Annotated in this window: 10 protein-coding genes; 5 read left to right on the top strand and 5 right to left on the bottom strand. The window is 47.7% G+C overall.

Annotated features, from left to right (window positions below; genetic code table 11):
• Nucleotides 1–25 precede the first annotated feature (25 nt).
• Complete coding sequence (locus tag PPO43_RS11250) at nucleotides 26–889, top strand: hydroxymethylglutaryl-CoA lyase (RefSeq protein WP_272617806.1); 864 nt, start codon at nucleotides 26–28, stop codon at nucleotides 887–889.
• 212 nt (nucleotides 890–1,101) lie between these two features.
• On the opposite strand, the gene PPO43_RS11255 is transcribed toward PPO43_RS11250, so the two are convergent.
• From PPO43_RS11255 to PPO43_RS11265, 3 genes are all read right to left on the bottom strand, one after another.
• The gene (locus PPO43_RS11255; protein WP_272617808.1) at nucleotides 1,102–3,540 is read right to left on the bottom strand and encodes a bifunctional UDP-N-acetylmuramoyl-tripeptide:D-alanyl-D-alanine ligase/alanine racemase; all 2,439 of its coding nucleotides are present in this window, start codon (nucleotides 3,538–3,540) and stop codon (nucleotides 1,102–1,104) included.
• A gap of 314 nt (nucleotides 3,541–3,854) precedes the next feature.
• The gene (gene trxB / locus PPO43_RS11260) at nucleotides 3,855–4,796 is read right to left on the bottom strand and encodes a thioredoxin-disulfide reductase (RefSeq protein WP_272617810.1); all 942 of its coding nucleotides are present in this window, start codon (nucleotides 4,794–4,796) and stop codon (nucleotides 3,855–3,857) included.
• Nucleotides 4,797–5,520: 724 nt separating this feature from the next.
• Nucleotides 5,521–5,967, bottom strand: a complete 447-nt coding sequence (locus PPO43_RS11265) for a cytochrome B (RefSeq protein WP_272617812.1) — start codon at nucleotides 5,965–5,967, stop codon at nucleotides 5,521–5,523.
• A 191-nt stretch (nucleotides 5,968–6,158) separates the two neighbouring features.
• Between PPO43_RS11265 and folP the strand changes: the two genes are divergently transcribed.
• From folP to PPO43_RS11285, 4 genes are all read left to right on the top strand, one after another.
• Nucleotides 6,159–7,013 (top strand): dihydropteroate synthase, encoded by an 855-nt coding sequence (folP, locus tag PPO43_RS11270; RefSeq protein WP_272617814.1) that lies wholly within the window; start codon nucleotides 6,159–6,161, stop codon nucleotides 7,011–7,013.
• Nucleotides 7,014–7,016: 3 nt separating this feature from the next.
• The gene (locus PPO43_RS11275; protein ID WP_272617816.1) at nucleotides 7,017–7,619 is read left to right on the top strand and encodes a tRNA-(ms[2]io[6]A)-hydroxylase; all 603 of its coding nucleotides are present in this window, start codon (nucleotides 7,017–7,019) and stop codon (nucleotides 7,617–7,619) included.
• 344 nt (nucleotides 7,620–7,963) lie between these two features.
• Entirely contained in the window at nucleotides 7,964–10,867 is a 2,904-nt protein-coding gene (locus PPO43_RS11280; RefSeq protein ID WP_272617818.1) for a hypothetical protein, read from the top strand.
• A gap of 72 nt (nucleotides 10,868–10,939) precedes the next feature.
• Nucleotides 10,940–12,061: a hypothetical protein gene (locus tag PPO43_RS11285; protein ID WP_272617820.1), complete on the top strand. Its 1,122-nt coding sequence runs from the start codon at nucleotides 10,940–10,942 to the stop codon at nucleotides 12,059–12,061.
• Nucleotides 12,062–12,305: 244 nt separating this feature from the next.
• Here the strand turns inward: PPO43_RS11285 and PPO43_RS11290 are convergent, their stop codons facing one another.
• Both PPO43_RS11290 and PPO43_RS11295 read right to left on the bottom strand, forming a co-directional pair.
• Nucleotides 12,306–14,318, bottom strand: a complete 2,013-nt coding sequence (locus PPO43_RS11290; protein WP_272617822.1) for a DUF5689 domain-containing protein — start codon at nucleotides 14,316–14,318, stop codon at nucleotides 12,306–12,308.
• A 209-nt stretch (nucleotides 14,319–14,527) separates the two neighbouring features.
• On the bottom strand, nucleotides 14,528–17,383 hold the full coding sequence (locus PPO43_RS11295; protein ID WP_272617825.1) for a TonB-dependent receptor: 2,856 nt from the start codon (nucleotides 17,381–17,383) through the stop codon (nucleotides 14,528–14,530).
• Between the last annotated feature and the right edge of the window lie 71 nt (nucleotides 17,384–17,454).

Genomic DNA, 17,454 nt, shown 5'->3' on the forward strand with positions numbered 1-17,454 from the left:
CTAACTAACAACATAATAATAGCTAATGATCAAACTAATCGAATGTCCAAGGGATGCCATGCAAGGTTTGCATGATTTTATCCCTACTCAAGAGAAGGTTAATTACCTCAACCAATTACTCAAGGTGGGCTTTCATACCCTCGATTTTGGCAGCTTTGTTTCTCCCAAAGCTATTCCCCAAATGAGAGATACCGCCAAGGTCCTCAGCCAACTGCATCTGGACCAAACAACTAGCCAACTCTTGGCTATTGTGGCCAACCTCAGAGGGGCCGAAGATGCCTGCCAATTTGAGGAAATCCGCTACCTCGGTTATCCCTTTTCCGTTTCCGAAACCTTCCAACAACGCAATACTAATGCAAGTATCGCCGATTCTTTGGAACGGGTAGAGGCTATCCAAAAGCTTTGCCTCAAGCATAATAAAAAGCTGGTGGTTTATGTCTCTATGGGCTTCGGCAATCCTTATGGCGACCCTTGGAATGTAGAACTGGTCCAACATTGGGTAGATGTATTAGCCGATATGGGGATCAAAATTATTTCGCTGTCGGATACTATTGGCGTGGCCGACCCCAAAATTATTGAGTACCTTTTTGGTAACCTGATTCCCCCTTATCCAGATGTGGAGTTTGGCGCCCATTTCCATACTCAAGCCCATAATTGGGAGGAAAAGATCGTAGCTGCCTACCAAAATAATTGCCGCCGCTTCGATGGTGCTTTGAGAGGTTACGGCGGTTGCCCCATGGCCAAAGATGACCTAACAGGCAATATGCCCACCGAAAATCTAGTCTACTATTTCAATGGCCTAAATGAAGATTTGGCTCTAAATGAAGAAGCCCTACAAAAGAGCCTAGATATGGCCCTGTCGGTCTTTCCTCAGAAAACCATGATCTAAGCTTTGTTCTACGGAATAGCTAAGCCCCAAATTGTTTCTGCAATTTGGGGCTTTTTTATGCGTCTAGCAGGCCCAAAGGGCCGCAGGCTGAGGGGCTGGAGCAGGGCCGCCAAAGGCGGCAGACCCAGCGGGCGAAGCCCGCGCAGGGCCGAGCAGACCTGCGAGCTGCGCAATGGCCCGACCCGAGCGAAGCGAGTGGGCAGCCCCAAATCCTAATCCTCATAATATAAACGAGGAACCCTTGGCCCTATCCGCGTGAGTAATTCATAGGGGATGCTATTCAAGGCCTTGGCCTGAAACTCAATGGGCAGCTCTGGACCAAAAAAGATGGCCTTGTCTCCCGCCCGAACCTTTAGGCCCGAAACATCCGCAAAGCACATGTCCATACAGACGTTGCCCACCAAAGGACAAAGCCGCCCCCGAATATAAACCTGCCCCTTGCCATTGCCCAAGGCCCTCGGCAAACCATCGCCATAACCAATGGCCAAGGTGGCAATCTCCCTAGCCTGTGGAGCAGTGGCCGCTCGCCCATAACCAACCGCTTCTCCCGCCTCTAGTCGCTTGACCTGCGAAACCTGACTGCGCAAACGAGCCACTGCCTGCAAATCTAAGCGCTCGGCAGGGTCAACTCCATGCAAACCAATGCCCAAACGGACCATATCCTGCTGATATTGAGGATAGGCCGAAATGCCCGCCGAATTGAGCAGATGCCGCAGGGGCTTTTCCAATAAAACGGCCTCAATCTGATCGGCCCAATGCCTAAAACGCTGGGCCTGCAAATGCGTAAAGGCCTGCTGTTCGGCCTCATCGGCCGCAGCCAGATGCGAAAAGATACCCGCTACTTGTATAAACTGCTTTTTCTCTTTCAAAAAGGCCAAAAGCGCAGGCAATTCCTGGCCCTCAAAGCCCAAACGATGCATGCCCGTATCCAATTCGATATGAATGGGATGAGCAGGGTAGTGGTAGCGCTCCAAAAATTGGACAAAGGCCTTGAGCTGAACCAAACTAAAGATGGATGGAGCCAAACGAAACTGCAAAAGGTCCTCAAAAGCCAAGTTTTCACTGTTCATGACCATAATCGGCTGCTGAATCCCCTCTTTCCTCAAGCGCACCCCCTCATCCGCATAGGCTACCCCAAAGTAATCTACCCCCTGATTGGCCAGTAAATGCGCCATCTCATAACTGCTACCATAGGCAAAGGCCTTGACCATGACCATCAGCCGAGTGGAGGGCTTCAACTGCTGCTTGTAGGTCCGCAAGTTGTGCAAAATAGCCGATTTGGAGAGCTCCAAAACCGAGCGATGCCGCTGCTCTAATAAACGCTGACTCAAACGCTCTAAACGGAATGAGCGCCCCCCCTTAACCAAGACGTATTCCGACTGAAAAAGCAATTCATCTGAGACCAAGGCAGCTAAAGCCTGCTCTGTACTGGGATAAAAATTGCGCTCTGGAATAAAGTTAAACTGTGCTTGCTGTCGCTGCATGGCCGAACCAATGCCCAAGATCCGCTCTATCTGATATTGCTCCAATAATTGCGCAACTTCGGCATATAGGCGCTTTTCTTCTTGGCCCGATTCCATGATATCCGACAGGATGATGCTGGGCCGCAAAAAGCGATGTTCCTGATGCTGAGCCATAAACTCTAGGGCATGCCGAAGGCCCAACAAATCATTGCTATAACTATCATCTAAAATGAGACAGTCTCGACTCCCTTTTTTCCAACTAAGCCGCATGGGCAATTTGCGTAGCTGCCCAAAACCAGCCTGAATATCGGCCCAAGATAGCCCCCAAAGCAAGCAAAAACTCAAAACTTGTAGGGCATTTTCAATGGCGGCCCTGCCCCAAAAGGGCAAACTAAGTTCTTGCTCTTCTCCCGCATAGGCTAGGCGCAAAAGGGTACTGTTCCCCAGCTGTTTTTCCGATAAAAGCTGCAATTTGGCCAAGGGCGAACGCCCCCAACTAAAGCGGCGCTCTGCCGCAAAATGCTGCTCAACATATTGGGCCACCTCTCTTTGGTCCAAACAGTAAATGAGCTGTTCGACCCCCTCAAAAAGGCGCATTTTTTCCGACAATTTTTCTCCTCTATCCACAAAACCCTCATCATGAGCCAAGCCCAAATTGCTGAATAGACCATATTGGGGCGCAATCATCTGAGCTAGCCGCTGCATCTCCCCCTGCTTTGAAATTCCCGCCTCAATAAGGCCCAATTGATGCTCTTTGCGCAGCTCCAAAAGCGAAAGGGCCACCCCCAACTGAGAATTATAACTCTTGGGGCTTTTGAGTAGGGCCAAATGCGGCGAAAGCAACTGATAAAGCCATTCCTTAATTATCGTTTTGCCATTACTGCCCGCAATCCCCAGTATCGGCCCCTCAAATTGCTGCCGATGCCAAGCCGCCCAAGCCTGCAAAAGGGCCAGGCTATCTGGAAAATGCACAAAATTCGCCTGCGGAAAACGCTCTTCCCATCCCCCTTCTTCTACCACAAAATGCCGCAAGCCCTTCTCATAAAGGGCTGGAATATAATCGTGCCCATTGTGCTGCGGCCCCAAACGAGCAAAAAAGATTTGCCGCCCTGCTTCTACTGCCTGCCGACTATCAGTCAATGCCCGCTTGCCCTGCCAAAATACTCCTCCAAAATCTATTGCTTCCATCCTTCCTGTTTTATATGCTGTATCTATTATTTTTTTGGGGCCTCCCGCCTTCGGCGGGCGCTACGTTTCGCAGCTCGCTATTCGCTCGGCCCTGCGCGGGCTGCGCCCGCTGGGTCTGCCGCCTTCGGCCACCCCTGCACATCGCTAGGCCAAAAGCGGTATTGCTACGCAATAATTTGATTGAATGAGGGCTTTAGCCCTCATTACCCTAAACCGCTAGGCCTTTTGGACCAAAAAGAGCCCCTTGGGAACCCGCTAAACAAAAAAAAGGCTGTCGAAGGAAATTCGACAGCCTTTTTTGCCTGCTTCTGAGCCTAAATAATGCCTTCTTCGGCTAGGTAACGCTCAGCATCTAGGGCCGCCATACAACCTGTACCCGCGGCAGTAATCGCTTGGCGATATACTTTGTCTGCAGCATCGCCACTAACAAAAACACCAGGAATTTTGGTCTTAGATGTACCCGGCTGATCTACAATTAGATAACCTGTCTCATCTGTAGGCAACCAATCCTTAAAGATATCGGTATTGGGCTTGTGGCCAATAGCAATAAATACAGCGCCTAGGCTGAGTTCGCTATTCTCCTTTGTTTTATTGTTGATGAGACGAACGCCAGTGACGCCATCATCGCCCAAAATCTCCTCAATCTCAGTATTCCAGTGTACCTCAACATTTTGAGCTTTCTCAATGCGCTCTTGCATGATCTTAGAGGCCCGTAGCTCGTCACGACGAACAAAGAGGTGCACCTGAGGACAAAGCTTAGACAAATAAAGGGCTTCCTCAGCTGCAGTGTCTCCACCACCAACTACCGCTACTTCTTGTCCACGGAAGAAAAAGCCGTCACAAACGGCACAGGCTGATACTCCTTTGTTCATGAGCTCTTTCTCAGAGTCTAGACCTAACCATTTGGCTGAAGCTCCAGTCGCAATAATCACAGAATGCGCATGAATCTCTTCTCCGCCTTCTGTCCAAGCCTTATGAACAGGACCACTAAAGTCTACTTTCTCAATCATCACCCCTGTATGGATCTCGGTACCAAAGCGAGCCGCTTGCTTGCGGAAGTCTTCCATCATCTCAGGTCCCATAATCCCTTCAGGATAACCTGGAAAGTTTTCTACATCTGTAGTAATCATGAGCTGACCACCAGGCTCTTTACCTGTATAAAGTACAGGCTCCATGTTCGCTCTAGAAGCATAAATTGCAGCGGTGTAGCCAGCAGGACCAGAGCCGATAATGAGGCATTTGACTGTTTTGGGCATAACTATATATTATATGTATAAGATTAGAGTAAAAATTTGTGCTGTAAAGGTATTGAATTCCAGTTAGGCAAACAAGTTTTACCGCTTAGGGTTTGTTAAGCCTAAAATAAAGTCTTTTCCTTTTTGATTAGGCGATTCACAAATTATTGTTTGCGCCACGGAGGCTTACGGACATCTCAGATTGGCTCCGTGGCCGCCACGGAGGTCTACGGACATCTCGGATTGGCTCCGTGGCCACCACGGAGGTCTACGGACATCTCGGATTGGCTCCGTGGCCGCCACGGAGGTCTACGGACATCTCAGATTGGCTCCGTGGCCACCACGGAGGCTTACGGACATCTCAGATTGGCTCCGTGGCCACCACGGAGGCTTACGGACATCTCGGATTGGCTCCGTGGCCACCACGGAGGTCTACGGACATCTCGGATTGGCTCCGTGGCCACCACGGAGGTCTACGGACATCTCGGATTGGCTCCGTGGCCACCACGGAGGTCTACGGACATCTCAGATTAGCTCCGTGGTGGCCACGGAGTCAATCCATCTAGACAATAAGGTCCCGTGGCTGGATCTAAGCGCATATTATTTCTGTAAGCTGCCCCCCCAAGTTAAAAGATAAGTAGGGCCTTAGCGTTTAAAATGCGGCCTTGGGGTATTGGGGAATAGAAAAAGGGGCAAAACTTCTGTTTTGCCCCTTTGAGTGTAGTCTTATTTTTTGCTAGATGGATTAGAACCATCCAGCGCCCAAGGCTTCACGGAAAGGCCAAGGGATACCAGCCAGAATAAGGATCAGGCCGATAAGGTAAAATATAAATTGTGTTTTATAGCGAGCGGGGGCATCGTCTAGGCGTTTGGCTCGGCTATAGCCAATAGTAATGGCAATTACCGCAAGAACCATCATACTCGCATGCTCTACGGCATAAAAGCGAAGGTAAGTATTTTTCATCATGCCTTCTACAAACTGCACCTTAGGGCTGAGAAAGTAGAGCACAAAGCCAAGGAGCAACTGTGTATGGGTAAAAATAAGGGCAAAAAGAGGCAGCTTTTTATCTGCATTTAGGTACTCTTGTTTGTTGGCTCTCCATTTTTGGAAAGAAGTGATGATTGCTAGCAAAAGAAAAATAAGAACTAGCCAGCGGAGGCCCGAGTGGGCGTGTTGTAGTCCGTTTAACATAAGTTTAGTTGTATGTGTACGTTAAAAAATGCTCATCAAAGGAGGGGCTTCAAAGGTAATTAGGGGGCTTGATATAAGGAAAAAAAGAACTGTTTTTTATCAGACTTTATCTAAATAAGGGGGGCGGCTTTGGGCCTAAGATTCTCAAAAAAAAGGCTTATTTTAGCCGCATATAAAGAGATAAACGCCTTATGCAAACAACAATAAATGCCTCAGGGCAGCTTTTGGACCTGTCGAGCCCTAAGATCATGGGTATCCTTAACTTAACGCCAGATTCTTTTTATGATGGGGGGCGTTATTTGGGGGAGGAGGCTTATTTGAGGCAGTTAGAGCAGATGTTACAGCAAGGTATTGATATTTTGGATATTGGTGGAGCATCTACTAAGCCTGGGGCCGTGGCAGTTTCTGCAGAGGAGGAATTAAAGCGAATTTTGGAGCCATTAAAGCGTATTCGGCAGGAATTTCCTGAGCTATTGATTAGCATTGATAGCTATTGGGCCAAAGTGATAGAGGCGACGGCTGCGGAGGGAATCCATATAGTTAATGATATTTCTGCTGGGGGAATAGATCCTGAACTTTGGCCGATGGTGGCCAAGTTGGGTTTACCTTATATATTGATGCATATGCAAGGACAGCCAGAGACGATGCAAAATCAGCCGCAGTATACATCTGTAGTCCTTGAAGTATATGATTTCTTTGTGGAGCGTTTGGGGGCTTTGCGTCAGTTAGGGGTAAAAGACGTTATCTTGGACCTTGGCTTTGGGTTTGGAAAAACTTTGGAGCAGAACTATCAACTTTTGGCGGCGGGACAGGCCTTTAAGCAATTGGGGTTGCCCATTTTAGCGGGGATTTCTCGCAAATCTATGCTCTATAAGTTATTGGATAGGCAGCCAGCAGAGGTTTTGCCAGCCACTACAGCGGCACACATTATAGCTTTAGAAGAAGGGGCTCGTATTTTGCGGGTACATGATGTAGAAGCGGCTCGTCAGGCAATAGGTGTTTGGCAGGCGTATCAGGAAGCAAAACAAGAATTAAAGATAAACTAGTTTATGGAACTAACAACTAAACGTGTATTGGGCCTAGAACTACCAACTGATCCACGTTGGGTAGATTTGGCGGCCATGCAATTGGAAGACATATTAACTGATCATGCTTATTGTGAGCAAAAGGCAGCGACTAGCTGTATTTCGCTCATTCAGCGCTATTCTGATTATGAGCGCTTGGTGGAAGAGTTAGCGCCTATTGTTACTGAGGAGTGGGGGCACTTTCGTTCGGTCCTCAAAGAGTTGAAAAAGCGAGGTTTGAAGTTGGGGCGACAGCGCAAGGATGAGTATGTGAATAAGCTTTTTACCTTTGTGCGCAAAGGAGGGCATCCAGAAGCGGCTTTATTGGACAAACTATTGGTTTGTGCGATGATTGAGGCGCGTAGTTGTGAGCGTTTCCGTTTATTGGCTACTCAACTGGAAGAAGAGCATTTGCGTAAGTTTTATCATGGATTTATGGTAGCTGAGGCAGGGCATTACAAGTTGTTTTTGTCTTTGGCCAAGGAATATTGTGGAGAAGAAACGGCTATGGCTCGTTGGAAAGAATGTTTGGCCTTTGAGGCAGAGATTTTGGCTGGTATGGAAGTGCGGGCTGATCGGATGCATTAACCCTTGATCTAGAAAAGTTCGTTTTATTTAGTGAGTAGGGCGCCTAAGCGCCCGCTGAGGAGCGAAGCGACTGGCTGAGGGATGGAAAGTGGTGCGGCGAAGCCGCAGACCAAGGGGCTGAAGCGAAGCGAAAGCCCCGCAGGGCCGAGCAGAACTGCGAGCCGCGACACAGCCCGACCCGAGCGAAGCGAGTGGGCAGCCCCAAAAAAAGTGCATTCGCATGGCCTTCAGGGTTGAAGAACTCTTAAAATAGGGGCTTCTCGGAAGGATTTACCCTTTTTTCTGTAACTTATGAGGGTGATAATGACTTATCCCTTTAATTTTCCCCAAAACTATATACTTATATGCGTCATATTCTACTTTTATTGATGGGTTGTATGCTATTGGCTGGCCCTTCGCTTTTTGCTCAGAACGATTGTAATACCGTTTTTGACCAAAAAGTAAGTATGAGCGATCGTCAGAAGATTCGCTCCAAATCTATTATTGTTCATAGTCAGACTGCTTTGAGTTATCAGTTTGTTTTGCAAGTTGATGATGATGGGATTGTTTTGGAGGTTACCTCTACAGATGAGCACCCTTTGGAGAAGGGAAACACTAAAATCATGTTGATTTCTACGACAGGTGAGAAGCGCCTGTATGATTTTATTTCGACGGCAGAGCAGATCAAGGTGGGGAATCGCAAGGGGTATCAGAATAGTATTCAGCTCAATATGGAAAATCTCAAATGGTTGGCGGCGAATAAAGTGCGCACACTTCGTTTGGTGGATATGACCGTGAGCAAAATGTATGTTCGTCCTGTATCAAGTACTCGTCAGGAGGAGTTAACCAATATAGCTGGCTGTTTAATCAAGGTAATCAATAAGGATTTGTTGCCTTATAAAGAGGTCAATGTAACCATTGCTGGGGCAAAGACCTCTGAGCCAGTAGCCTCTACTCAAGGTGGAAATAAGCCGAAGGAAGAGCCCAAGAAAAATAATTCTACGGCTTTGATTGCGCGGGCACAGTCGAGTCCATGCGATGAATTTTCTGATGAGGAGATCAAGAAATTGAAGTATGAGTTGAATGTACAGAAAGAGTTGACGCAAGAAGCTATTCGGGAGGAGAAGCAAAAAGCGGCAGATGCACGAGAAAGTATTCAACGTTCTTTGGCTACGGCTAGAGAAAATGCGTCTAAGGAAAAATCTGTTATTGCGGAGGAAGTAGTTGCGGTTCGCCAGAAGGCTCAGGAGGAGATTACAAAGGCTAGAGAGGCGATGCGTAAAGCCATTGAGGACGCGCAGGCGACGGCCAGCAGTTTGATTGAAAAGGCGCAGTTGGAGGCTATGCAAGTACGTCAAAAGGCAGATGCAAAGATTAGTGAAATTCAGGCGGAGGAGGCCAAGAAAGTAGCTGATGCACAGAAAAATGCTGCAGAGCGCATCAAAAATGCCAAGGAGCAGTATGTATCGGCTAAGGCACAGTATGACGCAGAAGTAGAGCTGGCTAAAGAAACCTCTGATGAAAGAATCAAAACGATTCAGGAGGAAATGGCTCAGCAGATTGCTGCGGCCAAAGAAAAGGCTAAAAAGCAACAGAACTTAACGGCGGCAGATGTGGACCAGTCTCGTAAGACGGCGGCAGAGAAAATTGCTGCGGCTGAAATTGAAGCGGCGACAAGCATTGCAGCGGCTAGAGAAAAAGCCGCTAAGGAGAAAGAGTTGATTCAGATGGATGTTTTGGAGGCTCGTCGCAAGGCTGCTGAAGATATTGCTTCTGCACAGGAAAAATCGGCTCAATCGGTGGCAGCGGCTTTAGAAAAGGCGGCCACAGAAAGAGAGGCGATTGCGGCTCAGATTGAGAAAGAGCGCAAAATTGCTGCAGAAGAAATTGCTCGCATCAAGTCAGAAATTAGAGAAGACAAAGCTGATGCGGCTAAAGAAAAGGCGCTGACTGCGGAGGAAGTGGCTGAGGCCAAGAAGAAAGCGGCAGCGGAAATTGCCAACTCTAAGGAGTTGACCAATGAAGAGGTCCTCAAAGCTAGAGAAGAAGCGAAGAGCATGAAGCTTAAATTGGCGGCGGATGTAGCCACTGCCAAAGTCAAGGCCCAAGAAGAGATCGAGCGCATTCAGAAAGAAATTCAGGAGCAGATTAAGGCCGCCAAAGCGCGAGAGGCTGAGATCAAAGCTGCTGCGGCCAAAGAAATTGCTGCAGCCAAGGAAAAAGCAGCGGAGCAAATTGCTGCAGCAGATGCAGAAGCGCAAAAAGAAGCGCAACAAGCTAGTAAGGATGCGGCTGCGGCCAAGGCCCGATATGCTGAGGCGGTTCAAGAAGCCCAAGCAGAAGCTGTGAAAAAGCAAAAAGAGATTCAGGAGAAGGTTCAATCGGATATCATTACAGCTCGTGCCAAGGCCGATGAGGTGAATCGCATGTCTCAGGATGAGATGAAAGAGACTAAGGAAATTGCAGCCGAAGAGGTGCTTTTGGCCCAAGAAAAAGCCTTGACCGAAATTGCTGAATTGCGTAAAAAGGTCGCTTCGGAAAAAGCTGCTGCTTATGCCGATATGGCGGCTTCTGATCAGGAAAAGGCCAAGAAAATTGCCGAGAATAGAGAGGCCCAAGCTGAGGCAATCCGTGCCGATAAGGAGAAGGCCGCTATTGAACGTCAAAAGATTTTGAGCGAGGTGGCCGCCACTAAAGAAACGGCAGCTTTTGAGATTGCCAAGACTAAGGAAGAGGCGGCTAAAGCGATTCAAGATATTCGTAGCAAAACTGTTTTGGCCGAAAAAGCAGAAACGGAGCGTCTCCTCAAGGTTAAGGAGAATGTGGCTAACCAAATTGCCGATACCAAAGAAAGAGGAGCTAACGAAATTGCCTTGGCCAAGAAGGAAACCTCAGCTAAAAAGCTAGAACTACAAGATTCACTCAATGCCGCAATCAAGCTCAATAGTGAGCAGATTGCTAAGGCGCAAGAAAATGCAGCTCAGAAGATTGCCGAGGCCAAAAAACGCTCGGAGGAGGAAATTAAAGCGATCCGAGAGACCAATGTAGCGGCTAAGCAAAAGCTAGCCGAAAGCCTCAAGGCCGTAGAAGTAGAAAATGCAGCTAAAATTGAGGCGGCCCGTAAAGCTACTCAGGAACAACTGGATAAGATTCAGGCGGAAATTAAAGAGAAGGAAAATAAATTGGCCTTCTTGAGAAAACAGATTGAAGATGAGGAGAATGCTCTCAAGAAAATCAAATCTGAACGCCGAGTAGAAGAAGGGAAATAAACCTATTATTTCGCCCTAAACTTTAGCGCCCGATATACATGCTTATGTCGGGCGCTTTTTATGTACAGACTTATGACTAAGACTAAACGCCTTGCCCTTATTGCCCGCCTTTGTGGCCTGATGTTCATCGCTCAATTACTTTTGTCGGCTTCGGCTTGGGGATTTGGCCCTCGTTTTTTTCCACAGCAGGGACTGTTGCCCTTGCCTATGGGGGCAGCTTATTTTTATGGCTTGCTGCTGAGCTTAGGAGCACTTGTTTTTCGGCCGGATCGCTATACTTTATCCCTACTCACGGCTTTTTTAGCCTATGGCTTCTTGGCAGATTTACAATTGTTGCAAGCTTGGAGCTATCAGTATTTCTTCTTTTTTAGCCTATTGGCCTGGGCGCAATGGCAGCCCCAAAAAGCTGCTTTAGTGCAGGATCTCTTGGGCATTTTTATGGGTTGCTGTTACCTCTGGGCGGGTTTGCACAAGATCAATCCGCTCTTTGCCACAGAGGTATTTCCTTGGTTGATGGGGATTTTTTCTTGGACCGATCACTTGGCCAATTGGTCTATGGGCGGCTACTTGATTGCCATTTTTGAGGCCTTGTTAGGATTGAGTTTTTTCTTCCCAAAATTATCGCGCTATAGCCGCTGGCTGCTCATTCCCTTCCATCTGGGCATCTTGTTATTTTTGTTTTTTGACGACTGGAACAAGGTCGTTTATCCTTGGAATTTGGGTATGCCGCTCTTGGCCCTATTGCTCTTTGGCCAAAAAACTTATCAAAGGCCAGCCTTATACAAGCAGCCCGCCTTTTTATTCACGCTTTTGCTCTTTGGCCTTTTGCCGAGTCAGCGAAGTACAGGCTATTGGCCCTATCCACTTTCTTTTTCTATGTATTCGGCCTGTTCTACGGAGCTTCATATAGGCTTTTCAAAAGAGCAGTTTAAGGCCCCAGCACTCAAGCGACAGATTCCACTAAAGGTATTGGAAACAGCTATTCATAGCCGAGGAACTTATTGGGTTTCGGTGGATGATTGGAGCATTTTGGAGTATGAGCTACCAAGCTTTTCCAACAAAATATATTTAAGGGCTTGGGCAAAGAAGTACTTGGCTCAAAGCCCCTATACTAGCATTCAACTCAAATGGGTAGAACGCAAAGGACTTTGGCCCAAGGGGAGTGAAGAGGAGTTGGAGGTCTTGAGAAAATAGATTTGGGGCTGCCCACTCGCTTCGCTCGGGTCGGGCTGTTTCGCAGCTCGCTGTTCGCTCGGCCCTGCGCGGGCTGCGCCCGCTGGGTCTGCTGCCTTCGGCAGCCCTGCTACAGCCCCTCAGCCTGCGGGCGCTTCGCGCCCTGTAGGTCGCAGAAAGGGCCAGAGGGGGAGGGCCAAAAAAAAAGATGCTCACTAGCTAAAGGCTAGTGAGCATCTTTTCATATAAACTATATCCTTATGGCCTACTGAACATCAGCAGTGCTACGGATAAGCATTTGGTAGTCGGCATTGTATTGGCCAAGAATAGCCGTTACATTTACGGTACCAGTAGGAACACTTTGTCCTTTGAAAGAGGCACCATTGCTTGTGTAAAAGTCAATAGTTCCTGTAGCGTCAGTAAGGTCATTGAAGCCATAAGTTGCATCACCGCCAATAGTAGCGCCAGTGATTTGAATCAAGGTAGATTCCCAAGCTTCAGCATTAGCCAAGATGTCGGCAATTGTAGCAACACGTACGCTAGGAGTTACACCAGAAACAATTAGGCTAGCATTAGTTGTTTGGATGCCACCTACTTGAAGCAAGCTGTTATACTCGCTAATTGTACCACCGTTTAGGATCACTTCAACAGAGTCACCAACATTGAAAGAGTGAGCGCTACCGAAGCGGATCGTGATACCAGCAGTACCGTCTTGGATAATGAGGTTTTGGTTATTAAAGTTGCCGTTAGCAGCATCAGAGATAACCACACCGCGTACTTTCTTAGCAGAAACTGTAACGTTGCTACCGCTGTATAGCATACGGATGCTATCAATAGTGGTCAAGTCAGCAGGACCAACAGTACAAGGAGAACCACCTACTACATCGTTGGCGGGGTTACGCAATTGAAGTTGGTAAGTAGTAAATTGGCCAACAATAGCAGTTACTTCTAGGGTACCACAAGGAACGGCATCAGCAGCGAAAGTAGCGCCAAAGCGAGTAAAGAGGTCCATAGTACCAGTACCATCGTCAATAGTTAAGGTTCCAGAGTAAGTAGCTCCACCAGAAAGGCTAGCATTAACAACTTTGATCAGCATAGATTCGTAGTTCTCAGCATTTGTGTTCAAGTCGCTAATTGTTACAGTAGTAGCGGGAACAGCGTTGTTGCTGCTAAGGATAGCTACATTAGCAGAGTTAACACCTTCTAGTTGGAGAAGTCCGTTAAATTCATCCAAAGTAGCGCCATCAATACCGATTTCTAGTTGGTCGCCTTCGTTGAAGCTGTGAGCAGACGTAAAGCGGATAGTGATACCAGCAGTACCGTCAGTAACGACCATGTTTTGGTCTACCAAGTTATCTGTATTGCGATCAGAGATCACATAAACGCTGATTTTAGAGTTGGCAGGAGCAACAGTAGTGCTACCGGTGTAAGCTGCGCGTAGGGAGCTCAAGTCGATCAAGTTACCACCAACAGTTACGCTACAGCGAGCATCTTCGAAAGTGATGTCATCAGTATCGCGGATATAAAGTTGGGCATCAGAGCCAAAGTTAGAGTGGATACCGTAGATAGTACCTTTTCCGCTAGGGGTAAGTTCTGCAACGAAGTCAGAGTAGCCAGAGCTACGAAGAAGGATAGATTCGCCATCGCAATCTACGATTGTGCGGTTAGCAGATTGTTGAGCGGCTGCATCAGCATAGGGTTGGCCGGCATCAGCAGTTGCAAATTGTGCGTCATTGATTTGGACCAACATATTGCGGTATTGCGTGCTGCTTTTGATATCGGCGATAGTTACAACGGGAGCGTTGATTGGTTGGTCGCGTTCACCGGCGATGATGATCTCGGGCAAAAGGCCTTCAGGGATACGGTCGCCATTAGCGTTGATCGTCAATTGGTAGTTGCCTTCATAATCGCCGAGGTAGAGGCCATTACAGCGGATCCAAACTTGGCGGCCAACGGGGTAGTCGTTGTAAAGGTTGTTCATTTCTACGCGGAGTTCTACACCACCTGTAGCATCTTGAACGATAAGTTGTTTGTAGAAGTTACCGGCTTCATCAGAAGAGACGACAATGGCCTCTACGATAATATCTCCAGAGATAGAGTCGGCGGCATCGCCGATAGTGTGTAGCGCTTGGAGTTGTGCTACAGTAGTGTTACCTGTAAGGCTAGGGAGCTCACGGATGGGGGGCTCATCAAAGTCTTTCTTACAACTTTGGAAATTGAGGCCAAAAAGAGTGAGGCCCAAGAAAAGCGCGAAAATGCGATAAGACATACTTTTCATAATATGGTATTTTTCAGTAGAAGTCATTGAGAGAGGTTTGGGGGCATCCTGGACCATTGGCCTAGCGATGTGCAGCAGTGGCCGTTAGGCCAGACCGACGCCCAAAGGGCGAAGGGCCGAGCGAGCAGCGAGCCCCGGAACGCAGCGCCTGCCGCAGGCAGGAGGCCCCCAAACCTACTGAATAAGAGTCAGAAAAAATTTAGGAAAGTCTACATAGGTAGACGGTAAGTAATGCTTGCGAAGTAGTTGATACCGTTGCTATAGAAGTAGCGGGTGGGGAACTTCTCAGGATCTTTTTCTTCAAAGTCGTAGCGAAGTTGTTCAAATCCGCCGCTAATAATGTTGCGGTTGTTCAAGATATTGTTTACCCCTAGGTTAAAGTAGAGGAAGTAAGTTTTGCCTTTTTTGGTTTTTAGGCGAAGAGATTTACCGGCAAAAAGGTCAACGGTAAAGGCTGCGGGTAGTTCTTCTTGGGCCAAAATGGCATTCCACTGATCAGAGTCGGGGACAACGGCCTGTTGTTGGTAAGTGGGATCGGCGCTGTAGGTAACCGCTTCATAGGTACGGCGGTCTGGGTTAATATCGACGAAACTGCGGGCCATATAGTTGAAACTGAGGTTTACGAACCAGTATTTAGGCGAGCGGTAGTTGATTGCGAAAGAAGTGGCAATTTGGGGAGAGCCGGCTACATAAGCGTTGTTCATGTATGCGGTACGGCTAGACACTTGGGTGTTGGGGTCATTGTCTAGGTAGATAGAGATATTGGGGCGGCTAGTGTAGATATTTTCAGCTACGGCAGCTACTGCTCTTAGTTTAAGGCCAGTGAGTACTTCGTATTCTCCGGCGAGTTCGAGGCCCATGTGGCGGCGGTTGATTCCGTCCATCACGAAGTTTACATAACCGCTTTGGAGGCTTCCGTCATCGGCAGCAAAGGCGTTATCGGAGAAGAAGCTGCGGTTATAGAATTCGTTTTTAAATACAGTATAGTAGCCAGATACACGGGCTTGTGCTTTAGGTGCTTTGAGGAGGTAACCTCCTTCTACGCCATAAATCGTTTTGCTTTGGAGGCCGGGAACGATTTGGTCACGAGTACGGGCCGAAACATAAGAGTTGCGGAAGTAAGGGGCTTTGGTACCATAGCTTCCGTTGAGGAAGAAATAGTTGCGACCATCTAGTTTGTAGGTAGCTCCTGCTTTGAAGTTATAGTTAAAGTCAGAGAAAACTTCGCCTTTGCCTAGAGAGTTATCGGGGAAGCGACCGTTGCGCATATTACCTTTTCTCCAGAATTGAGTATAGCTAAGTTCGGCAGCACCGAAAAACTCGAATTGGTCGTATTTAAACTGGCCTTGTCCCCAAGCGGCTACATTTTGGATATGCGACTCATAGTCGTAGCCAAAAACATCGCCTTCAGAAAGCTCTGCATTGGGGTTATCGAGATCATTTTGGTAGAAGCTTTCGTTTTGGGCCGAGTCGCGTAGGGCGAATTGGTCCACGTCTACGTAGTAATCAGCACCGAGAAGATCGTTAAGAATCTTGTAGTTATGGCCGATATAGTATTGGCCGTTAACGCCGGCGTTGAGGGTTACATTTTCGTTGAGGAAGTTGCGGTAGATACTGTTGAAGTTAAACTGTTTGGTATCGTAGCGACGTTCTTCAACGATGTATTTTGCGCGGGTTTCGGTGCTAGAGATAGACTCATCGTAGCTATTGCGGTTTACTTCATAGAAGTTATCCCAATCGAGTTGTAGTTGTTCAGGGTTAGCTACATATTGAGCATAGAGTGCATCGGCAGTAGCTTGGTCGGTATTATCGAAATAGCTGGGCCATTTGCGGTAGTATTCGGGGCGGGGGTCAGAGGCATTATACCAGTTAAGGGCAGTGCTTCCGTTTTCGCCAAATTGGTAGCCGAAGCTAGTGGTCAATTTAGAAGAAGGGGTGATTTTCCAGTCATGAGTAAGCATGATAACTGGAATATGAGTGTAAGAGTAGCGAGAGTTGCGTTTTACGCGGCTGCCATCCTCTTGAGTTTGCCAACCCCAGTAAGGGTTGTAGAAATAGCCATCATCGCCATTAGCTTCGCGGGCGATTTCTTGCATTTCCTTCGTTACAGGGGCATTTTTACCTCTTGCTCTGGGAGCTCCAAAGATAGAGAGGTTAAGGGCGTGCTTTTTACCGATGCGCTTTTCAGCGGCAGCATAGTAAGAACCTGCATTATAGTAAGTACCGTCTACTTGTCCTTGCTCGGCCAAACGCAAAGATCCACTCATAGAAAAGGCCCAGCCGTTAGACATTAGGCCAGTAGAGTAGATAAACATAGGGCGAACGCGGTAAGAGCGGTTAGAGGCAGCTACACCAACGCGAAGTTGTTTCCATTGGGTAGAAGCGCGCATATCAATTTCTGTAGCACCACCGATTCCACCAAAAGTATAATCAGTAGGAGCTAAGCCCACAGTATTGCTACGGTTGCGCATAGCGTCATTTAATCCACCCCAAAGGCTCCAAGTTGCATAGCCATTCTCTGGCGAGTTCATGGGAAGGCCGTTGATATAAACGGTAGAATGCTCAGAATCATAGCCACGGATGCGGAAGCGCAAAGGGCTAAAGGCAAAGGCTGCCGTGCTGTAGAATACATCTCTAGAAGAGGTAAGTAGACCAGAGACATTAGAGCCTCCTGCACCAGAGCCACCAGATACATCATCATCTGAAAGGCTAACAGTGGGGATGAGGTCCTCACTAGAAAGCATATCGATGCCTCCTTCTTGAACCATGATAATTGTTCCTAGGTCTTTGGTTCCTTCAGTTAGGTTTACTTCTAGGCGGTAGGTGTTCCAGCCCGCTTTGCTAAAAACAAGGGTGTGGCTACCTACTGATAATCCAGACAGCTCAAAGTAGCCCTCTTCATTAGAAGAAGAGGCGGCTTCTTGGCCATCTATACTTAAGGTAACTCCATCCACAGGCCGGTTGTCACTATCTTTGAGTGAGCCTTTCAGGCCCGCTCCAGATTGTGCCAAAACCGTCTGCCCCAAGAGCAAAAGCAAGGCGAATAATGTGATTAACTGTTTCATAAGCAGAATACTGTGCTATTTAAATAGTAAAATGAAGACTGGCGGTTAGCCGCTAAAAAAAACAACAAGCA

The organism is Saprospira sp. CCB-QB6, from assembly GCF_028464065.1.
GTDB lineage: Bacteria > Bacteroidota > Bacteroidia > Chitinophagales > Saprospiraceae > Saprospira.